Raw genomic sequence first — 24,388 nt, 5'->3', positions numbered from 1 at the left:
AGACCGGGTCCCGTACCTCCTGTGCCATAAACTTCACTCCTCTCCTCAGCTCCAGGCGCCGGGGCAATCGGCCGGGCAGGGGGTTGGCCAGCACCACCAGGGCTCGCCGCCGATGATCTTCAGGGTCTCCCGGGCAGGCCGGGTCTCCCTCACCTCCGCCCGGAAGAAGCGGGTGCCGTCGTTCACCGCCCCCGCCACCGCCGCGGCCAGTTGCTCCGGCTCGACCCGCTTGGGGTCAAAGGCGACCAGGGCTGCCCTTTCCCACAAGAACACCTCGGCCAGCCACACCCCGTCCAGGCTCAGTAGGGCGTTGTGTACGTGGGCGGCGCAGTTGCTGCAGCCCAGCCCGAAGAGGCTCAGATAAGCGCTGCTTCCCTTGAGAAGGGCTTGCAGGTCGAACGGCTTGTGCCGCCGCTCGACGTGTCCGAAGGGTTCGGGGTGTAAAACCATGCCTTGCCTCCGCTAACTCGTCACCACTACCTTGCCGCGCAGCATCCCCATCTGACACTGGAAGGGGATTTCGCCGGCTTGCTGGGGGGTGAACTCCAGCGTCACCGTCTCGCCCTCGGGCAGCTTGGCCGACCGGCCCAGCGTGTCGAAAACGACCATCTCGCTGCACAGGGCCGACTCCCGCCGGGTGAAGTGCAGCCGCACCGCCTTGCCCTTCTTGACCACGATCACGTCGGGGTCGTAGCCGCCTTTGACGGTAATGTTGATCTCCTGTACCCCTGCCACCTCGGTCACGGCCACCCCCTCCTTCTTGTAGAGCCAGAAGTACCAGACGATCCAGGCGACGAGCGCCAGCCCTAAGAGATTGACCAAGGTCAACATAGTTCCCTCCTGTTAAGCCCGCGTAAAGCTCCTGGCCCTGAAAAAGCGCAGGCGGTTGGCGTTGGAGACCACGGTGACGCTGGAGATGGCCATGGCCGCTCCGGCCAGGATGGGGGAGAGCAGGATGCCGAAGAAGGGGAAGAGGATGCCGGCGGCGACCGGGATGCCCAGCACGTTGTAGACGAAGGCCCCGAAGAGGCTCTGCTTGGCGTTTTGCATGGTGGCCTTGGAGACTTCGATGGCGTAGGCCACCCCTTTCAGGCTCCCGCCGATCAGGGTGACGTCGGCGGCCTCGATGGCCACGTCGGTGCCGGTGCCGATGGCGAAGCCCACGTCGGCCTCGACCAGGGCGGGGGCGTCGTTGATCCCGTCGCCCACCATCCCCACCTTCTTGCCCTCGGCCTTGAGGGCGTGCACCTGGTTGGCCTTCTCTTCCGGCAGCACCTCGGCCAGCACCCGCTCGATGCCGACCTGGCGGGCGATCGAGCGGGCGGTGCGCTCGTTATCCCCGGTGAGCATAACCACCTCGAGGCCCATCTGCCGCATCACCCGGATGGCCTCGACGGAGTCCTCCTTGAGGGTGTCGGCTACGGCGACCACCCCGGCGGCCTGGCCGTCCACCGCCACGTACATGGCGGTCTTGCCCTCGCCCTGGAGCCGCCCTACAGCCTCAGCCAGGCTCGTGGTGTCCACTTTTTCCCGCTCCATCAGCTTGCGGTTGCCCACCAGCACGCGCTTTCCATCCACGGCCGCCTCCACCCCGTGCCCGGGAACGGCCTTGAAGGCGCCGGGCTCCAGGGGTTCCAGCCCCCTGGCCTGGGCCCCCTTGACGATGGCCTGGGCCAGGGGGTGCTCGGAGGGCCGGTCCGCGCTGGCAGCCAGGTGGATCAGGGTCTTCTCGTCAAAACCGGGCGCGGGAAGCGCGTCGGTGAGCTCGGGCTTGCCCTTGGTGATGGTGCCGGTCTTGTCCAGCACCACGGTCTTGAGGGCGCTGGCGGTCTGCAGGGCCTCCCCGTTGCGGATGAGCACCCCGTGCTCGGCGGCCTTGCCCAGACCCGCCACCAGCGACAGCGGCACCGCCATGCCCACCGCGCAGGGGCAGGCGATGATCAGCACGGTCACCGCCGTCACCACCGCGTAGGCCAGGGCCGGGCTGGGGCCGAAGTTGAGCCAGGCCAGGAAGGTCAGGACGGCGATGATCATCACCGCAGGGACGAAGTAGCCCGAGACCACGTCCACCAGCCGGGCGATGGGGGCCTTGGAGCCCATCGCGTCCTGCACCATCTTGATGATCTGGGCGAGCGCGGTGTCCTTGCCCACCTTGGTGGCCCTGAACTTGAAGCTTCCGGTGGTGTTGACCGTGGCCCCGATCACCTCGTCGCCGGGCTGCTTGTCCACCGGCAGGCTCTCGCCCGTGACCATGCTCTCGTCGAGCGCGGACTGTCCCTCGATAATCACCCCGTCCACGGGGATCTTCTCGCCGGGGCGCACCACCACGACGTCACCCACCTCGACCTCCTCGACCGGGATCTCCAGTTCGCGCCCCTCGCGCAGTACCCGGGCGGTCCTGGCCTGCAGGCCGATCAGCTTCCTGATGGCCTGGCTGGTCTGTCCCTTAGCCCGCACCTCCAGGGCCTGCCCCAGCACCACCAGTGCCGTTACCACCGCGGTCACGTCGTAGAAGGGCTCGGCGGTGCCCGCGGGGAAGAGCCTCGGGAAGGTCAGCGCCGCCGTGGAGTAAAGCCAGGCCGCGCCGGTGCCCAGGGCGATGAGGGTGTTCATGTCGGCGGCGTGGTGGCGGAAGGCCGAGGCGGCCCCGGTGAAGAACTGCCGTCCGGAGTAGAACATCACCGGCAGGGTCACGAGCCCCGACAGCACCCACAACAGCCAGATGACCCCCTCGGAGATCGCTGAGGAGAAGAGGTAGGGGGCGTAGAGCCAGCTCACGTTGGGGTAAGCTACCAGCACGGTCGGGACTGAGACCGCGGCGGCGAACCAGAACTTGGCCATCAGGCTCTTGTACTCCCGGGCGTGGGCTTGAGCCTCCTCGTCGGGGGCCGGGGGCTGCTCGAGGGGGTGGGCGGTCTGGTAGCCGACAGATTCCACCGCGGCCTGGATCGACCTGAAATCGGCGGTACCTGGAACGTACTCGACCGTGGCCACCCCGGTGGCCGGGTTGACGCTGGCGTCCAGCACCCCGGGCACGGCCCGCAGGACGTCTTCGATGCGGGCCACGCAGCTCGCACAGTGCATCCCGGCGATGTGGGCCCTGAGCTCGGCCCGGCCCACCGAGTAGCCCGCGCGTTCTACGGCCTCGACCACACCGGCCACGCTGATGGCGCCGGGGTTGTAGGTGAGGTGCGCCTCCTGGCGGGCCAGGTTGACCTGCACCGCCTCGATGCCCGCGACCTGTCTTAGAGCGTGCGACAGGGCTCGCGCCCGCGCGGTGTCCTTCACCTGCGGCAGGGGCAAGCAAAGCGAAGCGGCACCAGGCCCAGGTGGTTGCTTGTTCCGGGTCACCTCCATGACGTTGACCTCCTGTGGCGATCATAGCCCACCCCACCTGGGGTGGGTATAGGACAAAAGCCCTGGCCGGGAGCGGGCCTTGCTGGGGGCAGGGCCCCCAACCTTCGCGAGCCGAGGCTTTACCGGAGCTTAACGCGCCGGGGCTAGCCTGGCACTCAGAGGTGGCCGCGATGACGTGGAACTGGGGACATGGCATGGGGGCAGGGATGTGGCTTTGGGGCTTGCTCGAGCTGGCTGTCCTGGGGTTGCTGGTCTACGCCTTGGTGCGGCTGATCGGTCCGAAGGATAAACCGCAAGACCGTGCGCTTTCGGTCCTGCGCGAGCGGTACGCGCGCGGGGAGATTGACGGCAGCACCTATGAGCAAATGCGGCGGGAGTTAAGCGGGTAGCGAGTCGCCCGGAGCGAGGGTTTAGAGAGCGAACTGCCGCTAGCCCCTCAGCTCGCTTGCGAGGCACGAGACATGGCGAACGTGTTGATTGTGGATGATGACCCGGCGATCCAGCAGATCCTGCGGGCCTATCTCAGCCACGAGGGTTACGGACTGCTCGAGGCCGGCGACGGCCAAGAGGCCCTGGATAAAGCCTCGCAAGCCGACCTGGTGGTGCTTGACCTGATGCTGCCCAAGCGTTCGGGCTGGGAGGTGGCCCAGATCCTCCGGCGGCAATTCCCCAGCCTGCCCATCCTGATGCTCACCGCGCGCAATGAAGAGCAAGAACGCATTCAAGGCCTGGACCTGGGGGCCGACGACTACGTGACCAAGCCCTTCAGCCCGCGCGAGGTGGTGGCGCGGGTGCGGGCCCTGCTGCGGCGCAGCGGGCTCAAGGACGAGCTGGTCTTCGGCGACCTCAGGATTCGCGTGCGCGAGCACGCCGCCTACCTGAAGGGCGAGGCCCTGCCGCTGTCCAAGCTCGAGTACGACCTCCTCCTGACCCTGGCGCACTATCCTGGCATGGTCTGGAGCCGGGAACGGCTGATGGAGCGGGTCTGGGGGAGCGATTTCCCGGGGGTGGACCGGGTGGTGGACGTGCACATCGCGGGCTTGCGCAAGAAGCTGGCGGAGGACAGTGACAATCCCCGCTACATCGAAACCGTCCGGGGGGTAGGCTATCGCTTCCGGGAAGTGACCCCTGAGGAGTCACCCTGAGGTTTTAACAAGCCCGGGGCGCAAAGTGGCTGAAGCTGTGTCCTACGAAGCCAGGCGCATTGTGTACAGCTGAGGAGGGGGATCCATGCGGGTCGTGCCCAGAGGGCTTTTCGCGCGGCTGCTGGCGGCCAATCTGGTGGTGGCGGGGGTGGCGACCACGGTGATGCTGGTGGTGGCCGATCTGCTCAGCCCGGCGTTCTACCGGGGGCATCTCGAGCACATGATCGAGGTCATGGGGCCCATGGGTCTTAGCCTGCGGGCCGACCTCGAGGGCGGCCTGCACGACACCCTGACCCGGGCCCTGTTGGCCGCCTTTCCCATCGCCTTGGCGCTCTCCGCGCTCCTGGCGTACCTGCTCGTCGGCCGTATCAGCCAGACGGTCAATCTGCTGGTTCGTGGGGCCCAGGAGATCGCCAGGGGCCACTACAAGCTACGCCTCAGGGAAACGGGAGAGGACGAGCTGTCCGAACTGGCGCGGCAGTTTAACCGGCTCTCCCAGGCCCTCGAGCAGGTTGAGCAGCGCCGGATCGAGCTCATCGGCAGCGTGGCCCATGAGTTGCGAACCCCCCTGGCGGCGCTACAGGGCTACAGCGAGGCCCTCGCCGACGGGGTGTTGCCGCCTGAAGTAGCCGCCCAGAGCATCGCCCGCGAGGTTCGGGCGATGGGACGGCTGGTAGAGGATTTGTCGCTGGTCTCGAGGGTTGAAGCAGGTGCGGTGGTGGTTCATCCCGAGCCTCTGTCGCCACAGGTCATCTTGAACGAGGCCCGCGAACGGCTGGCCCCAGCCTTTAGCGAGAAGGGCCTGACCCTTGAGCTGGAGGTCGGCGCCGACTTACCCAAGGTTCAGGCCGACCCGGAGCGGCTGCATCAGGTGCTTTCCAACCTGCTCTCCAACGCCCTGCGCTACACACCGGAGGGCGGCCGGGTGATCCTGGGGGCGACACTCAAGCCTGAAGGGGTCTGCTTCTTCGTCCGTGACACCGGGAGAGGGATCGCGCCCGAGCACCAGGAGCGGATCTTCGAGCGCTTTTACCGGATCGACCCCGCCAGAAGCCGCAAGGATGGGGGGACGGGGGTGGGTTTGACCGTGGCTAAGGGTTTGGTGGAAGCCATGGGAGGACAGATGAGCCTGCACAGCGAAGTCGGCGTCGGCAGTGTGTTCTGGTTCAGCCTGCCGGCGGCGAAGGGGACTGCAAGGACGGGTTAGCCGAGGCGGCGGGCCAACGACTCGATGGCCTTGAGGCCCGTTCCGAAACGGGCGATCACCTCTCGGTGGCGCTCGAGTTCGCCGTAGGGCAGGTAGCGCACGTGCAGCCGAGCCACCTGCTGGAAAGCGGGGCGGCTGAGTTGGTCGCGTACCTCCTTCTCGCGGGCATCGGGGGCCACCAGGTAGAGTCCTTGAACTGCCTGGTCGGGCGCACCCAGGGCCAGATCCAGCATCCGCACGATGCCAGAGTAGATCGAGGTGCTGTGTTCGACCTCGAATGCCGCGACCACCCGCGCCCCCTCCGGCTCGAGCCACAACACGTCGATCAATCGCACCGCATCGGCCCCGGGCATACCGGCAACCGAAGCGGGAAGGCTGTCGATACAACCATCGCTCAGCTTGCCTCCGGCGTACTCACGGCTACGATCGTTGGCGGCGACCCACACCGCAAACCCCAGCGCTCGCCCCAGGTCACGCAGCCAGCCCTGCACCTCGGTATGGGTGCGGTCACTCTCCCGGGCCTCGGTCTGTGCCCTGGCTTCCTCCCGCGCCCGGGCCAGATCGGCTTCCCATGCCTGTATGGCGGATGGATCATCGGTGGGTGGTGGGGCGTACCGCCCCGAACCGATGTCGAACAGCAGCCCGGCCAGCGCTCCGAGGTCGTTGGAGAGCAGGGCGCGATGCTCCTGGTTGAAGCGCACGATCCCTGAACGCATGGCCAGGTACTCGTCCCAGCGCCCCAACTTGACCTTGGTGCCCATCAGCGCGTTGTACCCCTTGACTATCGCGGTGTTGAAGGGTGGTGTGTGAGTCGGATGGAGGAAATACATCAGGTTGGCTACGGCAGGCCCCAGACCCTTGATGCTTTGGGCATCCAGCTGGTGTACGGCCGCGATAAGCTCGGCCTCGGTATGACAGCAGACACAGGTGTCCAGGAAGCGCCCGAAAGCAAGCTGGTTTTCGCGGTTCTCGTAGATGTCGGGGATACGCAGCTTGGGCTTCCACAACAACGCATGGTCGGCCCCCTTGAACATCTGGCGCTGCTCGGCGATGGAGTGCACCACGGTCTCGAGGCTCGAACCCCTGTACTGGTTGCCGAAAGTATCCCGCTCGATCTCCTGTACCACCTGCTGCAACCCACGTCGGATGGAGCGGAAATTCTTCAGCCGCTCCTCCCACAAGAACCAGGTGCGGTAGGTGCCGCCGGGGTCGTTTTTCCACCGCGAGATAAGGGTTTGAACCGGGGTCATGGACAGAGTCTAAGGGAAGCCACCCAGGCCGCAGCGCCCAGATGCACCAATCGCCAATTCCCCTTTGTCACCAGACACGCAACCCCGACCAGAGGGCGTAAAGGGGGTGCTCGCGATCCGAGTGCATAGCACCCCCTTTTTTCACACCTCGGGGGTCCAGATCAAGTAGCACACGAAGGAAGTTGTTAGAGACTGTCCGAAAACCCTCCCGGGCGATATAGTTGCTTATGGAGTCTAGAGAAAGCCGCTACCCGACTGATCTTTCGGACAAGGAATGGGCGGTGCTAGCGCCGCTGATGCCGCAGCCTTCGCCCTCTCCCGGCCGCCCCAGAGAACATAGCTGGCGGGAAATCCTCAATGGCATCTTCTACATCACGCGTGGAGGCTGTTCCTGGCGCAGGTTAGCCGCACAGCGGCTATGGCCTACGGCCACCCCCTGCATGATGCCGAGTGACCTGCCGCACTGGAAAACGGTGTACCACTACTTTCGCTTGTGGCGCAGGAGTGGTTTTCTCGAACGCGTTCACGCCACTTTGCGGGAGAAGACCCGGCTGAAGATGGGTCGGGAAGCTGAACCCAGCGCGGGGAGTGTGGACAGTCAGAGTGTGAAGACCGGTGAAAAGGGGGGATACGCGGTTATGACGCTGCGAAAAAGGTGAAAGGCCGCAAGAGGCACCTGCTGGTGGACACCCAAGGGCTGGTATTGAAGGTCAAGGTGTTGCCCGCTAACCTCACCGATGCCCAAGGAGGCCAGGTCGTATTACAAGCGGCCCGGGCTGCGTTCAAGCGCCTAACTCACCTGTTTATCGACGGCGGCTACAAACGCCAGTTCGAAGACTGGGTCAAAGAAACCCTGGGCTGGACGCTACAGGTCATGCAAAGACCCGATGCTAACTTTAGGGGTATCTGGTGGCCGGAGGGCGTACCCATGCCCCCCGATCTGATCGAGGAGCTTGGCAAAAAGACCCGAGGCCGTCGCTCTTTCGTAGTCATCCCCCGCCGCTGGGTAGTGGAGCGTACTTTCGCCTGGCTCAGCTTCAACCGCAGGCTCAACCGGGACTACGAGCTTCTGCCCGAAACCACGGAAACCTTCATCTACGTCGCAATGATCCGTCTTATGGCTAGAAGATTGGCTTCCTAGAGCCTTCTCAGACAGTCTCTTAGGCTCCCTGGATCTCCGGGTGCAGGGACTCAAGCTGGAGGTAGTCGCACAAGAACGCGCTCTTCCGCACTGCCCAGGTTTGGTCTGGGCGCGGTAGGTGGGGTAGAGCCCTGCCCGCACCCCTCCCTCGAGGGTGTGGAGGAGAGCTGCGAGGGCGATCAGGGCGCTGGGGGTGTGAGCCCTGAGCCCGCCGTTCGCGTTGTGCTACCTTATTGATATGGCCGTCTCAACACCCACCGTCCCTGATCCGGCAGTCTGCGAGGTCAAGGTCGTCCACGCCGAGGCCGTGGCCCGGGCCCGTCAGGGGATGCCCGCCCCAGGGGCCATCGCCGGAGCCTCCGAGCTGCTTAAGGCCGTCGCCGACCCCACCCGCATGCGCATCCTCTCGGCGCTGTGGTCGGTCGAGGAGTTGTGCGTGTGCGACATCGCGGCGGTGGTAGGCATGAGCGAGTCGGCAGTGTCGCATCAGTTGCGTTTCCTGCGCTCCATCAACCTAGTAACCTTCCGCAAGGAGGGGCGGCAAGCCTTCTACCGCCTCGTAGACGCCCACGTTACCTCGATCCTACGGTGCGCCCTCGAGCACGCCGCCGAGTAGGGCGTAGCACCGACCTGGCCAAGGACACCGGAGGGCCGCCACTCGGCGGCCCTCGTGTTCTCCTTCCGCGTCTATTGTTGAACAGTTGCTCATATGTTATCCTCGGGGCAGTGGTTGAATGATCGTTCATGTGTTGAATGGTTATTCCCGACAGGAGGCCCGATGAACCCCAACCCCCGCCGAACCGCCCCCGCCCCCGTGCAGGACCCCGCCCCGGAGGCCCCCGAACTGTGCTACCTCGTCGAGGGCATGGACTGCGCCGACTGCGCCAACAAGATCGAGGCCCTGGTGAACCGCACCCCCGGAGCGTCTAACCCCCGCGTGGCCTTCACCACGCAGGTGCTGCGGCTCAACCTGGACGAGTCGGTCACGCCGAGGGAAAGCCTGGAGGCCAGGATACGCTCCCTGGGCTATAAGCCCACCCTGCGGGTCCCGGACGGTACCAAAAGCCATACCCACCCGGAAGAGGCCGCCCATCACCCTGACCGGGGTGAGGCTAGGGCCCAGGACGGCGAACGCGTCCACGAGCTGGAGGACAAGCCCTGGCACGCCACCCGCCAAGGGCGCGAGGTGATCACTACCGGCGTATTGCTGGTGGCGGCCCTCGTCTTCGGCTTTATCGAGCCGCAGCTTTCACGCTGGGGCTACATCGCTGCCACCCTGATCGGGGTCTGGCCGCTGGCCCGCAAGGCCTGGGCCGGGGTGAGGCTGGGCAACCCCTTCAGCATCAACACCCTGGTCACCATCGCCGCCATCGGCGCGGTCGTGATCGACGAGGCCCCCGAGGCCGCGGTGGTGGTCTTCCTGTTCGCGGTGGGCGAACTGCTGGAAGGCATCGCTGCCGGAAGGGCCAGGGCAGGGATCAAAGCCCTGGCCGCCTTGGCCCCCAAGACCGCTTTCCTCCTCGAGGGGGAAGGGGAGGACATCCGCACCCGCGAGGTCCCCGCCAGCAGCCTGCGGGTCGGGCAGGTGGTGCAGGTGCGCCCGGGCGGGCGGGTCCCCGCCGACGGCACCATCCTGAGCGGGTTCTCGGCCCTGGACGACTCGCCGGTGACCGGAGAATCGGTCCCGGTCAGCAAGGGCCCCGGTGACAGCGTGTTTGCTGGCTCCATCAACACCGACGGGGTGCTCACCGTGCGGGTGGACAAGGACCCCTCCGACAACACCATTGCCCGCATCATCCACCTCGTCGAGGAGGCCCAGGGGTCCAAAGCCCCCACCGCCCGCTTCATCGACCGCTTCAGCCGCTACTACACCCCTGGGGTCCTGGCGATCGCGACCTTGATCGCGGTGGTGCCCCCCCTGTTCCTGGGCGGAGCCTGGCACGAGTGGCTCTACAAGGCGCTGGCGCTGCTGCTCATCGGCTGCCCCTGCGCGCTGGTGCTCTCGGTGCCGGTGGCCATCACCTCGGCCATCTCGGCGGGGGCGCGGCGGGGCCTGCTGATCAAGGGGGGCGCGGTGCTGGAGACCCTCGCCCGCGTCCGCACCGTCGCCTTCGACAAGACCGGCACCCTCACCGAGGGGCGGCCCCGGGTGACCGATGTGGTTGCTCTGGAAGGCTCCGAGGCCGAACTGCTGGGCCTCGCCGCTGCGGTCGAACAGGGCTCCTCCCACCCCCTGGCCAAAGCCATCGTGGAGAAGGCCGACGAGGTGGGGGCCACGCTGCCCCCTTCCAGCGACCAGCAGGCTGTCCAGGGCAAGGGGGCACAAGCCATGGTGCAGGGCCGAACCCTGGTGGTCGGCTCGCCCAGGTACGCAGCCGAGCTCGCTCCCCTGGCCGCAGAGGTGGCCGGGCAGATCGAGGCGATGGAGCTCCAGGGCAAGACCGTGGTGCTGCTCCTGGACCCTCCTGCCTTGCTGGGCTTGATCGCCATCCGCGATGAGCCCCGTCCCGATGCGCGGGAGGCCTTGAGCCAACTCAAGCAGCTGGGCGTGGAGGGTGTGATGCTCACCGGGGACAACGCCCGCACCGGCCAGGCCATCGCCGAGGGGCTGGGCCTGGAGGTGCGGGCCGAGCTGATGCCGGAGGACAAGCTCCGCATCATCGGCGAGCTCAGGCGAGCGGAGAAGGGGAATCAGAAGGTGGCGATGGTGGGCGACGGCATCAACGACGCGCCCGCCCTGGCCCAGGCCGACGTGGGCATCGCCATGGGAGGGGGCACCGACGTGGCCCTCGAGACCGCCGACGCCGCGCTGCTCAGGAACTCCGTAACGGGCGTGAGCGACCTGATCCGGCTCTCGCGGGGCACGATGCGGGTCGTGGCGCAGAACATCGCCTTCGCGCTGGGCCTGAAGGCGGTGTTCCTGGCCACCACCCTGCTGGGCGTCACCGGGCTGTGGCCCGCCATTTTGGCCGACACCGGGGCCACCGCGCTGGTCACGCTGAATTCACTGCGGCTGCTGCGCTTCCGGTGATCCTGATGGCCGGCTTTGCACCATGCTTCCGGCGCCGCCCCCGACTGGTCGGGCCCCGGGCGCGGGCGGCCCGCGGGGAGGGGGGCGAATGAGCCGCGGCACGCGCTGGCTCCCGCTGGTCCTGGTGGGGCTGTGGGTGGGCCTGGACTTTGCCCTCAAGGGGTGGTCGCTGGGCCACCTCGAGCCCGGCCACCCCCAGCCGCTAGCCCCCGGGGTGCTCTCGCTGGCGCTGGGCTTCAACCCCGGCGCGGCCTGGGGGCTGCTGTCGGGCCAGACTGGGTTGCTGGTGCTGGTCCGGCTGGGGGTGGGGCTGGCCCTGCTGGGCTACCTGGCCTGGAAGGCCCCGCCCCCAGCCGCCGGCGTGGCGCTCTCGCTGATCGCGGGCGGGGCCTTGGGCAACGGGCTGGACCAGCTGGTCGACGGCACGGTGGTGGACATGCTCTACTCGCACACCCTGTCCGTGCTGACCCGGTCCCTCTATGGGCAGGACTACCCGGTCTTTAACCTGGCCGACGTGTGGCTGGTCTCGGGGGTTGTCCTGCTCTTGGTCCCGCGGGCGCGTCCTGTACGCTGGAAGGAGGATCGGCATGGGCGGTAGCCCTGGCGCTAAACCCGTTGGCCCCCGTTCGCTCCGTCCTCGATGCCACGCTCCTCGTTGCCGTGCTGGCCCTGGTGGCGGTGGCGGCGGTACTCTGGAAACGGGTTGGGCGCGGGAGGTAGGCGCATGAGCCGGGGCCACGAGCACGGCAAGGCCGCCCGTGAGGTGCCCGAAGCCCGGCTGCGCTGGGCTTTAGCCCTGACCGGGGGTTATCTGCTGGCCGAGGTGGTGGGCGGGCTGGTCTTCGGCAGCCTGGCGCTCCTGTCCGACGCCGCCCACATGTTCACCGACGTGATGGGGCTGCTGATCGCGCTCCTGGCGATCCGGCTAGGCCAGCGGCCGGCGGACCCGAAGCGCACCTTCGGCTACCGCCGCCTCGAGATCCTGGCGGCGGCCGTGAACGCCGCGGTGCTGTTCGTCGTGGCCTTTTACATCCTCCTCGAGGCCTACCAGCGCCTGCGCGAGCCCGCCGAGGTGCAGAGCCTGCCCATGCTCCTGGTTGCCGTCGGCGGTCTGGCGGTGAACCTGATCGCGGCCCGCCTCCTGATGGGCGGGAGCCGGGAGAGCCTCAACGTGCGGGGAGCCTACCTCGAGGTGCTCTCCGACCTGCTGGGTTCGGTGGCGGTGATCGCCGGGGCGGTGGTGATCTTCTTCACCGGCTGGGGCTGGGTGGACCCGCTGCTGGGGGCGCTGATCGGTCTGTGGGTGCTGCCCCGCACCTGGGTGCTGCTCTCGGCCAGCGTGAACGTCCTGCTCGAGGGGGTGCCCGAGGGGGCGGACCTTTTAAAGCTGCAGGCCGAGCTGGAGGCGCTGCCCGGCGTGCAAGAGGCCCACGACCTGCACGTCTGGGCCACGACCGGCGGGGAGCACAACCTCTCGGTGCACTTGGTGATGGACACCCCAGACGTCAACGTGATCCCCCTGGCCCGGGCGGTGGCCGAGGGCCACGGGATCGGGCACGTCACGGTGCAGCTGGAGACCCCGGCCCTGCGCGCGGCCGAGGAGCACGCCCACCCGCGCTGGGAGTAACCCTAGGAGGTAAAGGGGGTGCTCGAAAATGCGCTTTCGAACGGCGGCATCACCGCCGGCGGGGATCTACGGAATACGGATACCTCACCGTGGGGGCCTTTGCGGAAACTTAACACACCGCCGCTACCCTTGTCTTCGTGCCCTTTTGTGCCTCCGGAGGTAAGCATGTTCATGCGAGTGTGGATGCTGCTGTTGCTGGGGGGTTTGTCACTGGCCCATCCCTTTCCGGCTCAAACTGCACAGACTCAAGGCGGTCGCTGGGGTCTGCTAAGCCCACAGGGGCTTGAGCGCCAACTCGCGGACAAGGATTTCGTCCTGATCAACACCCATATCCCCTATGAGGGGGAAATTCCCGGCACGGACCTTTTCATCCCCTTCGACCTCATCGCTAAGGCCAGCAATCTGCCCAAGGACAAAAACGCCGAGATCGTGGTCTATTGCCGGTCTGGGCGGATGAGTGCGCTATCGGCACAGGCCCTGGTCAGGCTGGGCTATACCAACGTGAGGGAGCTCAAGGGGGGTTTTGAAGCCTGGAAAGCGGCAGGTTTTGCCCTTTTGATCAAGCCTCGCTAGCGGGTGTGTCATGCCAGATGCTCTACAGATCGGTCCCTTCCTGATCGCCACGGTGCGGCTGGTGCTCTTGACCGGGCTACTGGTGGCTTCCTGGTGGGCTGCACGGGTGGCCAGACGGGCGGGGCTGGATGTCAATTGGGTGACGAACACAGCCGGTAACCTGGCCATAGCCGGTTTGTTGGGGGCGCGGCTGGGGTTTGTGTTGCTCAACTGGGATGGCTACCAGGCCAACCCGATTACCGCACTGTATATCTGGCAGCCGGGGTATCTACCCTGGGCCGGGGCGATGGGGGGGATGGCCTATGGGCTGTGGGCCCTGTCGCGCCGTGTACAGCCTGAGCGCTTAGCCTACGCCCGACCGCTGCTGATGGGCTTCGCGGTGGGTGGTGCCTGGTTTGCCCTGGGGTACGGGAGCATGGGGCTGCGACTGGGGGATGGGGCTGCTGTCAAAATCGGCGACCAGGTTCCGGAGATACGGCTGATGAACCTCGGGGGCCAGCCGGTCACGCTCTGGAGCCTCAGGGGTAAAGCGGTGGTGCTCAACTTCTGGGCCACCTGGTGTCCCCCTTGCCGCCGCGAGATGCCGCTGCTGGACAGCGTGCAGGCCGAGTTCAAAGATAGAGGGCTGGTCGTCGTGGGGGTGAATCTGAACGAAGCCCCCCAGACGGTCGCGGCCTACACCCGACAGGTGGGGGTGAGCTATCCCATCTGGCGGGATGCCCCTGTGGGTCAGAGCGGCTTTGACCGCACCTCCGCGCTCTATGCCCGTTTTGGCGGGGTGGGGTTACCCACTACCCTGTTCATCGCTCCTGACGGCACCCTGCGCGGCCGGCTGATCGGTGAACTCAACCGAGGGGCTTTGCTCAGTAACGTACGGGCCGTCTTGCCCTAGACCCGCGGAGGCTCCCTTGTTCACGTTATTGCTTGAGCGTTCGCCGGTTCGGTGGCGCGCCCACCTGGTCTACCGCCCGCCCACGGACGGTCCCACTCAGCCCCAGACCCGACCGGTCCACTGGCTGTTCAGACTTTCAGACCCAGCCACACCTGCGAGGTCGGGGGCTGTACAAGGCCGCCCTGCGCTATCTGGCCGGCCTTGCCCTGAGCAGCCCGCCCACCGGCGGCATTTACATCGACACCTACGCTGCCAACCTGGCCTCGAGGCGGGGCATCCTGTCGGTGGGCTTCCAGCCTTGCGGGGTTGCCCGCACCTATATCGCCGGGGTGCCCAAGCTGCGGTGGTGGAAGTGGGGGTACTGGCAGGCCGGTCGACCACATCCGGGGCTTCCACCCAGGGACTTTACACGCATTTAACACAAACTGGGTACCGTGCGGGCACGCGGGATGGTGGCCGCGGGCCGAGGTCGGGTCGATGGGGAAACGGGTCAAAACCTCCTGGTGGATCGCCGGTCTTGGGGCACTCCTGCTGGCCGGGTTGGTGGGGCTGCTGGCGCGCTCGACCGTACCCCGCCTGCCCGGAATGCCCATCACGGGCGGGATACCCATGGGCACGGCGGCGAGCGGGGCCGGCAGCCCCAAGGGGAGGATGGCCGGCATGACCATGCCCCTGGCCCCGGTGGCCACGCGAGACGCCCACTCCCTGGTACTTTTGCCTACTGGGGAGATACTCTTCGGGCACCACGACGGCATCCAGCGCTTCGACGGGGATAAGCAGGGCTGGCTTAACGTGGTGCAGCGCAGCGGCTGGGATGCCATGAATCTGGCCTGGGATGGCAGGCGGCTAATTGTAGCTGGCCATGAAGTCTATGCCGTGAGCGACGATCTCAGGACATACCGTGACCGCCGTCCGAGTGGGCTCGGCGGCATGGACATTCACGGCTACGCGATAAGCCCTGTTGACCCTCAGCGGCATTACCTTTGGGAAGCCCGCAGCGGTCTGTACGTCAGCCAGGACGGGGGTCTGAACTGGAGAGCGGCCGGGGGGGTAGGGCTGTCCCGGTGGGTTCACGTGCTGGCGGTCGCGAGGGACGGTAGCGTCTACGCCGGAGGCGTGGGGGCAGGGCTCTACCGCAGCCTGGATGGCGGCGGGCATTTTGAGCCCGCCGGGGCGCCCGAGGCCGACGTCTTCGCGCTGGGCGTGGACGGGGGCGGCAAGCTCTATGTCGGCGGACGGCAGGGGTTGTATGCCCAGGGTCCCGAGGGATGGCAACGCCTGGAGCCCGCCTCCGTGATCGCGCTGGCGGCGAGCCCCGACGAGGCTGGATACATCGTATGGATGGACGATCAGGGCCAGGTTTGGCAACGATGAGCACCTGGCACGTGGAGCGACGTATGGCAAAGAATCCGAGCAACCGAAAGGCCTTGACGTCAAGCACCCGGCGTGGTGCGAGGTACACCTCCAAATCTAAAGCCTTTCCCTGGACTGCAGTACTCCTCACCGCCCTGGCCGCCCTGGGGGTCGGCTGGGCCGGCTGGTCGTGGTGGCAGGGGCGGCAGGTGGGGGGCGACTTCGCCCGGTTGGCCGAGCAGGGCAAACCCCAGCTCGGCAGGGTGATCGAGCGCCCTGACGCGGGGCGTTTGCACGCGGCGCTGGGACAGCCGCTGGGCTTCAGGGACGATCCGCCGACCTCGGGCACCCACTGGCCGAGCTGGACCAGCGCCGGTTTCTACACCGCTGCCGAACCTAAAGAGAAGCTGGTGCACTCGATGGAACACGGGAACGTGGTGATCTACTACGACCAACCCGGCGACGAGGCCCTGCGCACCCTTAGGGCCTGGGCAGGGCGGTTCCGGGGTCAGTGGGACGGCTTGGTGGTGGTCCGTAAGGCCGGGATTGGGCGCGGTATCGAGCTCACCGCCTGGAACAGGCTGCTGCGCCTGGAGGGGTGGGACGCCGCGGCGGCAGCGGCGTTTGTGGACGCCTACCGTGGCCGGGGGCCGGAAAACCCGGTGAGGTGACGTGAGCGCTCGAGCCGGCGGGCGGCTGGGTGTGATGGTGGGTTTGGCCGTTCTGCCCGCCTCCGGTTCCCGGCTCTCCGGGTAGCCTCACATTTTCTACGGCTGGGCCAGCCTGCTTTCCCCTGGCTTTCAGGGCCGCTCAGGCGCAAGAGTGAGGTACAGGTACGTACGGGCATGTGCCGAAGTGGACGCCGGGCCAGTTTGTTTGCAGGTGGTGGGCTGGCGCTAGCCGGGCTCTACGATACGCTGGTGTGCTGGTTCAAGGAAGGGAACAAGGACAACAGGAGAATATGCGCTTCTGGGCCGGAATCCTGGTGGTCGTTCTGTTGGGTGGGCTGTTCTGGTGGGGTCTGCGCCGCGGCCCCTCCCCTCGGCCCTGCCCTCTCAGGTCGCCCAGGGGAACAACCTGCCCCGGACTTCATCATGCCCACCCTGAAGCCCTACCGGGCGGAGGAGGGGGATCGCCTCACCCTCTCCAGGCTGGTGGGCCCAAGCCCGTCGCGCTCAACTTCCGGGCCAGTTGGTGCCCCTCCTGCCGCCGTGAAGCGCCGATGCTCGAGGCAGCCTGGCGCAGGTACAAGGACCGGGTGCTGTTCGTGGGAATCAACTTCGTTGCGCCTACTTGAAGGCGGGCAGCCCAGCAGGGTCACGCCAAGCTCTGCCGGGTGTCCTCGCCGGGCTTGTTGAGGATGGTGGTGACGTGGAACTTGGCGGTGCGCTCGGCAACGCCCGGATCATCGTGCGCGATCGGTTTTGCTGAGCCTGGCAGGGTCGGAGCGTGCAACCGCTACCCGTCGGGGAACTTGACCATCGGGGGGGAGGATGGGGGAACTTGACCATCGGGGGGGTGAAGCCGGGGTCGCGGCTGGATCGAGCGGCCCTGCTCCTCCTGTCTGCCGGTCGTCAAGCGCCATGCGGCAAAGGTGCATGCTCCACCCGGGCGGGATGGCCGAACCGCGTGGCTTGCGCCTGGAGGGTGCGCAGGCGGGTTAGCCACTAGCTTTACGCAGATTTAACATGGGGTCTTTACACTACACGCTGTAGTGTAAAAGGGGGTCCCCGCCATGAATCACTTTCTCGTCGACGTTCTTCCCTGGGAGCAGCAAGTCTGGATCGTCCCCCCGGAGCAGCTTTCGCTCAGCCAGTACGTGCGCTACCGCTGGTGGAAAGCCCGCACTTTCCGGAGCTCGCTCAAGCTCTCCCGGCCTCAGTGGTACGGCTTCTTGAGCCATGAAGGCCGGTGGGTGAGCATGCTGGAAATCGTCCACCGCCCGGCGAAGGTCGGGGTGGAGGACGTGCGGCTGGGCTTGGTAGGGGCGGTGACCACTCTCCCGCAAGCGAGGGGCAAAGGCTACGCCTCCGTGCTGCTGCGGGAGAGCGTCGGGTTCATCGGCGACCGGCTTAAGTGCGATTTCGCCTGGTTGATGTGCGCGGAGGATCTGGTCCCCTTCTATGAACGCCTGGGCTGGCAGCGCGTGCAAGGGCCGTTTTACTTCCAGCAGCCCGGCGGCAGAGTGCAGGGCGAGTTGGCGGCAATGGCGTTCGCCTGTCAGGGCAGGTCCTGGCCGGAAGGGGAGCTCGACCTGTGCGGCCTGCCCCTCTAGCAGCTCTGACCCGGGCCGTGGGGTAACCAGTCCCGCAGATGCCACTCCAGAGGCGCGGCGTGCAGCAGGAGTGGTACGAGAGACAGTGCCGCCAGGATGAGCGCGCTTTTCACCACAGCCGCCCGCCAGGAGCGCCCCTCAAAAAGAGGCGCCGGTTGCCCCAAGACGGCCTGCACCCGTAGAGCCAGGCTCGAGCCTAGAATTTCAGCATTCGGGGCCGACTCTGCATGGGCATGCCGTGCGAGGCGCAACAAGGCCAAGGCCACCACGTCACCGCCCACCACCGCCGCCGCCCGGTCGGCGTCGAGCTCTTCCCGTAACCACCAGGCCCGCTGCAGGAGCGGTGCGACGGGCAGGAATGCCGTGGCGGCGGTCAGACCGGCCACCCACAGGCCACGTTTGACCGAGCGGCGTATCAGATGGTACCGCTCGTGCAGCAGGACAGCTTTGAGCTCCTCGCGGGGCAGCAGCTCGACCAGACCCCGGCTCACCACCACCTCGGAGAGCTGGGTGAAGGCGAACACGTCGGGCCGGTCCACGTATACCACCCGCCTCAAGCCCAGGCTCTGCGCGAGCTCGCTGAGATCGGGAGGCTGGGCGGTCCCGCTGACCTCACGGCGCAGCGAGGCCAGCAGAGCCCACCTCGTGACCAGCTCGCGCAGCATCCGGAAAGCCGCGAGAGCCCCTGGACCCAGCGCGGCCAGCAGAACCAGCCCGACGGCCGCCTCTCCTGCCCGGAGGGCGAACCAGCAGTCCCCGAGCCAGTCCAAGGCCCCACTCATGCCCGGGTGACCGCTGGTGCCTGCCACCAGCAGCAACGGCGCCCCCAGCAGCAGCAGCAAGGTGAGCAGGCTGGCCTCGATGGCGCGACCCATAGGCTCACGAGCCTTCCCGTTTGCGCCGCAGTAGGGCCTCGAGCTCGGCGATGCGCCGGGGATCCTCGCGCTCGAGCGCAGCGACGAACTGGGCCACCGCGTAGTCCCCGAAATCGCGCACCAGACCTACCACAACGTCGTGGGTCAACCCCTCTACGAAGGCTTCCCTGGACAGGGCCGCTCCGTAGACCGAGCGCCTCCCACCCGGTTGGCGGCGGGTCACCAGCCCTTTGGCGACCAGGCGACTGAGCACCGTCATCACCGTGTTGAAGGCTAGCCGCTGCGGCAACAAGGCCTTCTGCACCTCCGCGATCGTCTGGGGCCCATGCTTCCACAGCACTTCCATCACCGCCGCCTCGAGGCCGCCCAGGACCCGCTGCAACCCCTGCTCGTTGAGGTGGAACGAGCGCACCTCGCCCATAGGCTCAGTGTACCTGTCGGAGGACAGGTTTTACATGGTCGTGACTGCCTTAGCTGCACTCCGTGTGCGCGTTCGGGCCAATCAAGGTCTTGAAACCTCGTCAAAGTACCGTGGGCACTGCGTAGCGGGTGACGGGTAGCTAAATGCCCACTTCAAGGACGCTCGAGGCCTGCTCGGTAGAGGTGATGGCCGCAACCTTAGCCTGGCCGCGGAGGGCTTTACGGAAACTTAACCGTAAAACCTTAACTTGACAGGCATGGTCAGAATCCTGCCATCCCTTGGCATCGCAGCGCTCCTGTCCAGCGGCCTCGCCCTGGGCCAGAGCAAGCAGCCTGACCCCCTCAGCATCGAGGCCCTGCGTGCCCGCAGTTACCCGGGCAGCGCCATCACCGTCGAGCGTACCCTCACCTCGGGCGCGAACTACCGGCGCTACATCGCCTCCTACCGTTCCGACGGCCTGAAGATTTTCGCCCTCTTGACCGTACCCTCGGGCACCAAGCCGAAGAGCGGCTGGCCCGCCGTCGTGTTTAACCACGGTTACATCCCGCCCGAACAGTACCGCACCACCCAGCGCTACGAGGCGTACGTGGACGCACTGGCCAGGGCGGGCTATGTCGTGTTCAAGCCGGATTACCGGGGGCACGGCAATTCCGAGGGCCAGGCCGAGGGAGCCTACTGGTTTCCGGGCTACACCATCGACGTGCTCAACGCAGTCTCCTCGCTGGCGAAGCTTAAGGAAGTCGATGCCGGGCGTCTGGGCATGTGGGGACACTCGATGGGTGGCTACCTCACCCTGCGGGCCATGGTCGTCGACAAGCGCATCAAGGCCGGGGTGATCTGGGCGGGAGTGGTGGCACCCTACACTGACCTCGTCAACAATTGGCGGCGACCGTACATGGGTGGGCAACCCTCAACTCGGGTACAGCAGCGCAGGCGGGAGATCTTCGATCGCTTCGGCACTCCCGAGCAGAACCCCGGGTTCTGGAACGCTATTTCGGCCAACAGCTACCTGGCAGAAGGCATGGCGCCGATCCAGCTTCATCATAGCCCTGCCGATACCCACGTCCCCTACGCCTTTTCGCAGACCTTGGCGCGGCAACTCAAGGCGGCCGGGCAGCCGTATGAGTTCTATAGCTACGCCGGAGACGACCACAACCTGAGCAAGAACTTCGCCCAGGCCATGCGGCGCTCGGTGGCGTTCTTCGACCGCTACCTGAAAGGGGGATCGTGAACCGGCGGATCGTGCACCTCCTGTTGCCCGTGCTTCTGTCCACGGCCGGGGCCGTGCCCGGGGCGGTGCGGCTGGAAGGCGTTCGCCACGAGTACCAACGCCTCAACAACTGCGGCCCCGTCACGATCGGGATGGCCCTGAGCTTCTGGGGGAGCAAGCTGACGCAGTACCAGTCCGCTCCTGTGTTGAAGCCCAACCGGGCCGACAAGAACGTCTCGCCCGATGAGCTGGCAGCTTATGCCCGCAGCCAGGGCTACGCCGTGCACGGGGGCGCAGCCGGCGATTTGGCGTTGATCAGGCGGCTGGTGGCAGCGGGTTACCCGGTAATCGCCCAGACCTGGTTCGTCAGCGACCAAGGCGGCATGGGTCACTACCGTCTGATTACCGGCTACGACGAACGAGGGGGCTATTTGTGGGCCTACGACTCCTACAACGGCCCCAACATACGCCTCGAGTACACGGAGTTTGACAGCCTGTGGCAGGTGTACAACCGCACCTATCTAGTGGTTTATCCCAAAAGCCGTGAGGGGGAAGTGCGCAAGTTGCTGGGTGATCGGGTGAACGCGGGATGGGAAGACCAGCACGCCCGGGCGGTAGCCCTCCAGGAAACCCGGACCCAGCCCCGTAACGCCTTCGCCTGGTTCAACCTGGGCACCAGCCTGCTTAAGCTGGGCGACGCCGTGGGGGCTGCCCAAGCCTACGACCAAGCCCGCGGCCTGCCGGTCAACCGGGCCTATGACCCCGACCGGCCCGGCGGGATGCTGGGTAATTGGCCTTGGCGTACCCTGTGGTACCAGTTTGGTCCCCTGGAGGCTTACTACAAGGTGGCCCGCCATGGCGAGGTGGTTTCCTTAGCTAGTGAGACCCTGCGGTGGGCTCCCGACCATGAGGAGTCGTACTACTGGCGCGGCAAAGCCCGGGCTGCGCTGGGACAGCGTAATCTAGCCCTGGCTGACTTCCGGGCAGCCCTGCGCTATAGACCCGGCTATGCCGAAGCCCGGGCTGCGCTGCGGGAATTGCAGGCGAAAGCCGCACGCTAGGCTCAAAACTGGATCGTGCCAGTCCCCTCGCCGAAGCGGCGGGGTATCATGCCGATGATCCAGTCGGTAGCAGCCACGTAGGTCCAGGGCGACCCCTACGATCACCGCGATCCCGGAGAGGCCAATTAGCGTTGCTGCGGTCAAGATGAGGGTTTCATACCCGATTCGGTTAGTTCGTCACCGTTCGGTGACGAACTGACCCGACCGAAGTTATCCGCGTGGCGGAGGGCGGTAGCGCCCCTCGGGAGGGATACGCTTGCTTCGCCGACCGTCAGGGAGGGGTATGCTCTGGGACCCGAAAAGATAGCCTCCGGGGCTCTTCGGTTTGGAAGATTATCTTTTTGAATCCGGTATCGTATAGGCTCCAAGGGCAGCTAAGGTCGTGGATCAGAGCAACCGTTCCAACCGAAAGGGGAACTGATGCCTGAACGCCTCGGCCATGGTGGCCCCGGCATGGCTCAGCAGTCCGTGATAGAGCGCCGACGACTTGTCCATTTCGCGATGCAGCGAGCGCCCCAGCTCGAGGTCGGACAGGTGGGCATATCCAGGAACAATGGTCTCCAGTGACTCTGGGTTAAGCCTGCTGCGCAGCACCTGTGCAGTGAAGGCCATCTGCCCCTCGAGCACCCCCAGGGCCTGTTGCTTGAGGGCAAAGGTGGATCCGATCTCGACCACACAGTTGGGGTTGTGCGGCGACATGTAGTAGAGGTCGCGGATCAGGTGGCGCTCAAACCCGCCACACTCCTCGATGCGCCAGTCCCGTCCGGCCAACGAGGCCGCCTCGAGATACAAGAGCATGAGCAGTCTGCGGTCGGGGTCGAGGTCGGCATAGGAATGCTCGGGGTCTTGCGTGATCAGGATGTCCGGGCGGGTCTCCCGGATCAGTCGCACCAGCTTGATTTTGGAGGGGGTGTCGAGCTGGGTCTCGCCGACCTGAAACTCCAGGAACCGCACCGACCGTACCCCCAAGATCTTCGCGGCTTGCTCGATCTGGGGGCGGGTCTGCGGCCTGGACAGCACCACGGCAGCGTGTACGGCATCGCCCCCCTGGGCGTGCAGGGCCAGCGTACCACCCACTTCCACGATCTCCAGGCCATAGGTCGCCAACATCAGAATGCTTTTGGGCATACGATCAACCTTTGCGCAAGCGCGGGAACAGATAGCCTTCCAAAGCGCGGCCGGTAAGGGCGAAACCCAGCACCGCTAACGTGATCATCACCCCCGGGGGCACCACCCACCAGGGCCACGAACCGTTGAGAAAAGCCCCGCGAATCTGGGCGTAATAGAGGATGGAACCCCAGCTCTTGCGCACCGGGTCACCCAAGCCCAAGAAGGAGAGTGAGGCTTCGATCAGGATGCTGCCGGATGCCACCAGAATGAACTGCGAGACTGCGATGGGCAGCACCCCGGGCAGGATGTGGCGGAAGAGGATGTGGAAGTCGCTAGCCCCCAGGGCCCTGGCCCCTTCGACGTAGGTCGCCCCGCGCAAGGCCAGCACCCCGGAACGGATCACTCGAGCGGGTCGCGCCCAGATGACCAGCATGATGGCGGCAATCAGGTTGCCGGTGCTTGGTCCTAGATAGGCGGCCACCACGATCATCAGCGGGATGAAGGGCAGCACCAGCATCACGTCCACCAGGCGCATCAGCGCCCCGTCCAGCCAGCCACCGCTGTAGCCCGCTACCAGACCCACCAACGTACCGATCAAGATGGCGCCTGCCGCAGCGCTAAAGCCGATCAGGAGCGAAACCCGCGTACCCACGATTAGCTCGGAGAGAATGTCCTGACCCACGTCGTTGGTGCCCAGCAGATGGGCGCTCGAGGGTTGCTCAAAGGGTTTGCCGCTGGGCAGGGTGGGGTCATAGGGGGCGATCAGCGGGCCGAACAGGGCTAAAAACAACATCAAGGTCAGCAAGCCCAGGCCCGTAACGCCGACAGGGCTAGCCAGAAGCATCTTCGAAAGCTCGCGCCAGCGTCTTGATCGGGCCGAAGCAACAGCAGAGCTAACCATGTGAACCCCGTACCCTGGGGTCAACCAGGGGATAGAGCAAGTCTGCCAGCAGGTTGAAAAGCAACACCGAAAGCGTCACCAGGAAAAAGGCCCCCTGCAGCAAGGGGTAATCGCGGTTGGTGGCCGACTCAAACAGCAGCCGCCCCACCCCTGGATAGGAGAACACCGTCTCGATTACTGCGGCCCCGCCCACCAGCGTTCCCAGGTTGAGCATGAACACCGTGAACACCGGGAGGATGGCGTTGCGCAGGGCGTGCTTGTAAAGCACCTGGCGCTCGGCCATTCCCTTGGCCCGGGCGGTGCGGATGTAGTCCTCTCCCAGCACGGCGAGCATCGCGTAGCGCATCACCAGGTAGGTGCCGGAGAGGCTGGCGATGGTGAGGGTGGTGGCGGGCAATACCAGGTGACGCGTCACGTCTACCACCGCCGACCAGCCCTGGTAGTTGGCCCACGCAGTTCTGGCCCCGAAAACCGGGAAGATCTGTAGCTGCACGGCGAAGATCGCCACCAGCATCATCCCCAGCCAGAAGGTGGGCACCGCGTCAAGGGCGATCGAGCCGGCCAGGGTGGTGTTGTCCAGCATCCCCCCACGCCGCCAGGCGGCCAGGGCCCCTACGATGACGCCGAAGAGCGAGGAGAGGAGCAGGGCGGTTGCAGTGAGCAGAAGAGTCCAGGGTAGGCGCTCGAGCAGGATCGAGCGCACCGGACGATTTTCCTGGTAGCTGTAGCCGAGATCGCCACGGGCCAACTGGCCCAGGTAGCGCAAGAACTGCACCAGCAGCGGCTGGTCCAAGCCCGCGCGCTGGAGGATGGCCTGGCGCTGCTCGGGGCTCAGCGTGGCCACCTCATCACCAGCGAGGAACTGCAACGGGCTGCCCGGCATAGCCCGGGGCAGGAAGAAGTTCACCGTCACTGCGACCAGCAGCACCAGGAGGTATTGGCCCAGGCGATTGAGCATC

27 protein-coding genes are annotated in these 24,388 nt (G+C 66.1%); 18 read left to right on the top strand and 9 right to left on the bottom strand.

Annotated elements, in window-relative coordinates; translation table 11 throughout:
• Window positions 1–45 precede the first annotated feature (45 nt).
• From Mhypo_RS02745 to Mhypo_RS02735, 3 genes are read right to left on the bottom strand one after another with little or no spacing between them, the layout of a single operon-like run.
• Entirely contained in the window at window positions 46–450 is a 405-nt protein-coding gene (locus Mhypo_RS02745) for a heavy-metal-associated domain-containing protein (protein WP_036271000.1), read from the bottom strand.
• Window positions 451–462: 12 nt separating this feature from the next.
• Window positions 463–831 (bottom strand): cupredoxin domain-containing protein, encoded by a 369-nt coding sequence (locus tag Mhypo_RS02740; protein WP_027883476.1) that lies wholly within the window; start codon window positions 829–831, stop codon window positions 463–465.
• A 12-nt stretch (window positions 832–843) separates the two neighbouring features.
• Entirely contained in the window at window positions 844–3,357 is a 2,514-nt protein-coding gene (locus tag Mhypo_RS02735) for a heavy metal translocating P-type ATPase (protein WP_119339803.1), read from the bottom strand.
• Window positions 3,358–3,527: 170 nt separating this feature from the next.
• Here Mhypo_RS02735 and Mhypo_RS02730 point away from each other — a divergent pair, with 170 nt between their 5' ends.
• The 3 genes from Mhypo_RS02730 (at window position 3,528) to Mhypo_RS02720 (ending at window position 5,709) form a co-directional block, all read left to right on the top strand.
• A complete protein-coding gene (locus Mhypo_RS02730; RefSeq protein ID WP_119339802.1) occupies window positions 3,528–3,746 on the top strand; it encodes an SHOCT domain-containing protein in 219 nt (72 codons plus the stop codon).
• 72 nt (window positions 3,747–3,818) lie between these two features.
• Complete coding sequence (locus Mhypo_RS02725; protein ID WP_119339801.1) at window positions 3,819–4,502, top strand: response regulator transcription factor; 684 nt, start codon at window positions 3,819–3,821, stop codon at window positions 4,500–4,502.
• A gap of 85 nt (window positions 4,503–4,587) precedes the next feature.
• The gene (locus Mhypo_RS02720) at window positions 4,588–5,709 is read left to right on the top strand and encodes a sensor histidine kinase (protein WP_119339800.1); all 1,122 of its coding nucleotides are present in this window, start codon (window positions 4,588–4,590) and stop codon (window positions 5,707–5,709) included.
• On the opposite strand, the gene Mhypo_RS02715 is transcribed toward Mhypo_RS02720, so the two are convergent.
• Window positions 5,706–6,959, bottom strand: a complete 1,254-nt coding sequence (locus Mhypo_RS02715) for a type II restriction endonuclease (protein WP_119339799.1) — start codon at window positions 6,957–6,959, stop codon at window positions 5,706–5,708. The genes Mhypo_RS02720 and Mhypo_RS02715 overlap by 4 nt on opposite strands.
• Before the next feature lie 227 nt (window positions 6,960–7,186).
• Here Mhypo_RS02715 and Mhypo_RS18845 point away from each other — a divergent pair, with 227 nt between their 5' ends.
• From Mhypo_RS18845 to Mhypo_RS02655, 13 genes are all read left to right on the top strand, one after another.
• A complete protein-coding gene (locus Mhypo_RS18845) occupies window positions 7,187–7,618 on the top strand; it encodes a transposase (protein ID WP_420845992.1) in 432 nt (143 codons plus the stop codon).
• The gene (locus tag Mhypo_RS18840; protein WP_420845993.1) at window positions 7,588–8,100 is read left to right on the top strand and encodes a transposase; all 513 of its coding nucleotides are present in this window, start codon (window positions 7,588–7,590) and stop codon (window positions 8,098–8,100) included. Before Mhypo_RS18845 ends, Mhypo_RS18840 begins: the two co-directional genes overlap by 31 nt.
• Before the next feature lie 238 nt (window positions 8,101–8,338).
• Window positions 8,339–8,716, top strand: a complete 378-nt coding sequence (locus Mhypo_RS02705) for an ArsR/SmtB family transcription factor (RefSeq protein WP_119339798.1) — start codon at window positions 8,339–8,341, stop codon at window positions 8,714–8,716.
• Window positions 8,717–8,878: 162 nt separating this feature from the next.
• A complete protein-coding gene (locus tag Mhypo_RS02700; protein WP_119339797.1) occupies window positions 8,879–11,131 on the top strand; it encodes a heavy metal translocating P-type ATPase in 2,253 nt (750 codons plus the stop codon).
• Between the two features lie 88 nt (window positions 11,132–11,219).
• Entirely contained in the window at window positions 11,220–11,729 is a 510-nt protein-coding gene (gene lspA / locus Mhypo_RS02695) for a signal peptidase II (RefSeq protein ID WP_051304424.1), read from the top strand.
• A 42-nt stretch (window positions 11,730–11,771) separates the two neighbouring features.
• Window positions 11,772–12,758, top strand: a complete 987-nt coding sequence (locus Mhypo_RS02690) for a cation diffusion facilitator family transporter (RefSeq protein ID WP_240637083.1) — start codon at window positions 11,772–11,774, stop codon at window positions 12,756–12,758.
• Window positions 12,759–12,923: 165 nt separating this feature from the next.
• Window positions 12,924–13,331, top strand: coding sequence for a rhodanese-like domain-containing protein (locus tag Mhypo_RS02685; protein ID WP_119339796.1), 408 nt, complete (start codon window positions 12,924–12,926; stop codon window positions 13,329–13,331).
• A gap of 10 nt (window positions 13,332–13,341) precedes the next feature.
• A complete protein-coding gene (locus tag Mhypo_RS02680) occupies window positions 13,342–14,223 on the top strand; it encodes a TlpA disulfide reductase family protein (RefSeq protein WP_119339795.1) in 882 nt (293 codons plus the stop codon).
• A gap of 32 nt (window positions 14,224–14,255) precedes the next feature.
• Window positions 14,256–14,642, top strand: a complete 387-nt coding sequence (locus Mhypo_RS02675; protein ID WP_119339794.1) for a GNAT family N-acetyltransferase — start codon at window positions 14,256–14,258, stop codon at window positions 14,640–14,642.
• 58 nt (window positions 14,643–14,700) lie between these two features.
• Complete coding sequence (locus tag Mhypo_RS02670) at window positions 14,701–15,597, top strand: WD40/YVTN/BNR-like repeat-containing protein (protein WP_119339793.1); 897 nt, start codon at window positions 14,701–14,703, stop codon at window positions 15,595–15,597.
• 23 nt (window positions 15,598–15,620) lie between these two features.
• Window positions 15,621–16,247, top strand: a complete 627-nt coding sequence (locus Mhypo_RS02665) for a DUF3105 domain-containing protein (protein WP_119339834.1) — start codon at window positions 15,621–15,623, stop codon at window positions 16,245–16,247.
• 290 nt (window positions 16,248–16,537) lie between these two features.
• Window positions 16,538–16,873 (top strand): TlpA disulfide reductase family protein, encoded by a 336-nt coding sequence (locus tag Mhypo_RS18835; protein WP_170148193.1) that lies wholly within the window; start codon window positions 16,538–16,540, stop codon window positions 16,871–16,873.
• Between the two features lie 438 nt (window positions 16,874–17,311).
• Window positions 17,312–17,851 carry a GNAT family N-acetyltransferase gene (locus Mhypo_RS02655; RefSeq protein WP_119339792.1) on the top strand — a complete coding sequence of 180 codons (540 nt, stop codon included), beginning with the start codon at window positions 17,312–17,314 and terminating at the stop codon, window positions 17,849–17,851.
• Here the strand turns inward: Mhypo_RS02655 and Mhypo_RS02650 are convergent.
• Both Mhypo_RS02650 and Mhypo_RS02645 read right to left on the bottom strand, forming a co-directional pair.
• Complete coding sequence (locus Mhypo_RS02650) at window positions 17,848–18,726, bottom strand: M48 family metalloprotease (RefSeq protein ID WP_119339791.1); 879 nt, start codon at window positions 18,724–18,726, stop codon at window positions 17,848–17,850. The genes Mhypo_RS02655 and Mhypo_RS02650 overlap by 4 nt on opposite strands.
• 4 nt (window positions 18,727–18,730) lie before the next feature.
• Window positions 18,731–19,147, bottom strand: a complete 417-nt coding sequence (locus Mhypo_RS02645) for a BlaI/MecI/CopY family transcriptional regulator (protein WP_119339790.1) — start codon at window positions 19,145–19,147, stop codon at window positions 18,731–18,733.
• A 256-nt stretch (window positions 19,148–19,403) separates the two neighbouring features.
• On the opposite strand from Mhypo_RS02645, the gene Mhypo_RS02640 reads away from it, so the two are divergent.
• Together Mhypo_RS02640 and Mhypo_RS02635 are read left to right on the top strand one after the other, a co-directional pair.
• Window positions 19,404–20,378: an alpha/beta hydrolase family protein gene (locus tag Mhypo_RS02640; RefSeq protein ID WP_119339789.1), complete on the top strand. Its 975-nt coding sequence runs from the start codon at window positions 19,404–19,406 to the stop codon at window positions 20,376–20,378.
• Window positions 20,375–21,418 (top strand): C39 family peptidase, encoded by a 1,044-nt coding sequence (locus Mhypo_RS02635; protein WP_223299774.1) that lies wholly within the window; start codon window positions 20,375–20,377, stop codon window positions 21,416–21,418. The genes Mhypo_RS02640 and Mhypo_RS02635 overlap by 4 nt, the downstream gene beginning before the upstream one ends.
• A gap of 387 nt (window positions 21,419–21,805) precedes the next feature.
• Here Mhypo_RS02635 and Mhypo_RS02630 read toward each other — a convergent pair whose 3' ends face one another.
• The 3 genes from Mhypo_RS02630 to Mhypo_RS02620 are packed head-to-tail and all read right to left on the bottom strand — an operon-like array spanning window position 21,806 to window position 24,387.
• On the bottom strand, window positions 21,806–22,546 hold the full coding sequence (locus Mhypo_RS02630; protein ID WP_027888521.1) for a PIG-L deacetylase family protein: 741 nt from the start codon (window positions 22,544–22,546) through the stop codon (window positions 21,806–21,808).
• A 4-nt stretch (window positions 22,547–22,550) separates the two neighbouring features.
• Window positions 22,551–23,429, bottom strand: a complete 879-nt coding sequence (locus Mhypo_RS02625) for an ABC transporter permease (RefSeq protein WP_043983037.1) — start codon at window positions 23,427–23,429, stop codon at window positions 22,551–22,553.
• The gene (locus Mhypo_RS02620) at window positions 23,422–24,387 is read right to left on the bottom strand and encodes an ABC transporter permease (protein ID WP_027888523.1); all 966 of its coding nucleotides are present in this window, start codon (window positions 24,385–24,387) and stop codon (window positions 23,422–23,424) included. The genes Mhypo_RS02625 and Mhypo_RS02620 overlap by 8 nt, the downstream gene beginning before the upstream one ends.
• Window position 24,388 lies beyond the last annotated feature (1 nt).

This window comes from Meiothermus hypogaeus, from assembly GCF_003574035.1.
GTDB classification, from domain to species: Bacteria; Deinococcota; Deinococci; order Deinococcales; family Thermaceae; genus Meiothermus; species Meiothermus hypogaeus.
This window is presented reverse-complemented; position numbering and strand designations above follow the sequence as displayed.

What these genes read in the sequence shown, in the direction of transcription:
- Mhypo_RS02745 (WP_036271000.1), bottom strand. Translation starts at nt 450, where the DNA reads ATGGTTTTACACCCCGAACCCTTCGGACACGTCGAGCGGCGGCACAAG.
- Mhypo_RS02740 (WP_027883476.1), bottom strand. Translation starts at nt 831, where the DNA reads ATGTTGACCTTGGTCAATCTCTTAGGGCTGGCGCTCGTCGCCTGGATC.
- Mhypo_RS02735 (WP_119339803.1), bottom strand. Translation starts at nt 3,357, where the DNA reads ATGGAGGTGACCCGGAACAAGCAACCACCTGGGCCTGGTGCCGCTTCG.
- Mhypo_RS02730 (WP_119339802.1), top strand. Translation starts at nt 3,528, where the DNA reads ATGACGTGGAACTGGGGACATGGCATGGGGGCAGGGATGTGGCTTTGG.
- Mhypo_RS02725 (WP_119339801.1), top strand. Translation starts at nt 3,819, where the DNA reads ATGGCGAACGTGTTGATTGTGGATGATGACCCGGCGATCCAGCAGATC.
- Mhypo_RS02720 (WP_119339800.1), top strand. Translation starts at nt 4,588, where the DNA reads ATGCGGGTCGTGCCCAGAGGGCTTTTCGCGCGGCTGCTGGCGGCCAAT.
- Mhypo_RS02715 (WP_119339799.1), bottom strand. Translation starts at nt 6,959, where the DNA reads ATGACCCCGGTTCAAACCCTTATCTCGCGGTGGAAAAACGACCCCGGC.
- Mhypo_RS18845 (WP_420845992.1), top strand. Translation starts at nt 7,187, where the DNA reads ATGGAGTCTAGAGAAAGCCGCTACCCGACTGATCTTTCGGACAAGGAA.
- Mhypo_RS02705 (WP_119339798.1), top strand. Translation starts at nt 8,339, where the DNA reads ATGGCCGTCTCAACACCCACCGTCCCTGATCCGGCAGTCTGCGAGGTC.
- Mhypo_RS02700 (WP_119339797.1), top strand. Translation starts at nt 8,879, where the DNA reads ATGAACCCCAACCCCCGCCGAACCGCCCCCGCCCCCGTGCAGGACCCC.
- lspA (WP_051304424.1), top strand. Translation starts at nt 11,220, where the DNA reads ATGAGCCGCGGCACGCGCTGGCTCCCGCTGGTCCTGGTGGGGCTGTGG.
- Mhypo_RS02690 (WP_240637083.1), top strand. Translation starts at nt 11,772, where the DNA reads ATGCCACGCTCCTCGTTGCCGTGCTGGCCCTGGTGGCGGTGGCGGCGG.
- Mhypo_RS02685 (WP_119339796.1), top strand. Translation starts at nt 12,924, where the DNA reads ATGTTCATGCGAGTGTGGATGCTGCTGTTGCTGGGGGGTTTGTCACTG.
- Mhypo_RS02680 (WP_119339795.1), top strand. Translation starts at nt 13,342, where the DNA reads ATGCCAGATGCTCTACAGATCGGTCCCTTCCTGATCGCCACGGTGCGG.
- Mhypo_RS02670 (WP_119339793.1), top strand. Translation starts at nt 14,701, where the DNA reads ATGGGGAAACGGGTCAAAACCTCCTGGTGGATCGCCGGTCTTGGGGCA.
- Mhypo_RS02665 (WP_119339834.1), top strand. Translation starts at nt 15,621, where the DNA reads ATGGCAAAGAATCCGAGCAACCGAAAGGCCTTGACGTCAAGCACCCGG.
- Mhypo_RS18835 (WP_170148193.1), top strand. Translation starts at nt 16,538, where the DNA reads ATGCGCTTCTGGGCCGGAATCCTGGTGGTCGTTCTGTTGGGTGGGCTG.
- Mhypo_RS02655 (WP_119339792.1), top strand. Translation starts at nt 17,312, where the DNA reads ATGAATCACTTTCTCGTCGACGTTCTTCCCTGGGAGCAGCAAGTCTGG.
- Mhypo_RS02650 (WP_119339791.1), bottom strand. Translation starts at nt 18,726, where the DNA reads ATGGGTCGCGCCATCGAGGCCAGCCTGCTCACCTTGCTGCTGCTGCTG.
- Mhypo_RS02645 (WP_119339790.1), bottom strand. Translation starts at nt 19,147, where the DNA reads ATGGGCGAGGTGCGCTCGTTCCACCTCAACGAGCAGGGGTTGCAGCGG.
- Mhypo_RS02640 (WP_119339789.1), top strand. Translation starts at nt 19,404, where the DNA reads ATGGTCAGAATCCTGCCATCCCTTGGCATCGCAGCGCTCCTGTCCAGC.
- Mhypo_RS02630 (WP_027888521.1), bottom strand. Translation starts at nt 22,546, where the DNA reads ATGCCCAAAAGCATTCTGATGTTGGCGACCTATGGCCTGGAGATCGTG.
- Mhypo_RS02625 (WP_043983037.1), bottom strand. Translation starts at nt 23,429, where the DNA reads ATGGTTAGCTCTGCTGTTGCTTCGGCCCGATCAAGACGCTGGCGCGAG.
- Mhypo_RS02620 (WP_027888523.1), bottom strand. Translation starts at nt 24,387, where the DNA reads ATGCTCAATCGCCTGGGCCAATACCTCCTGGTGCTGCTGGTCGCAGTG.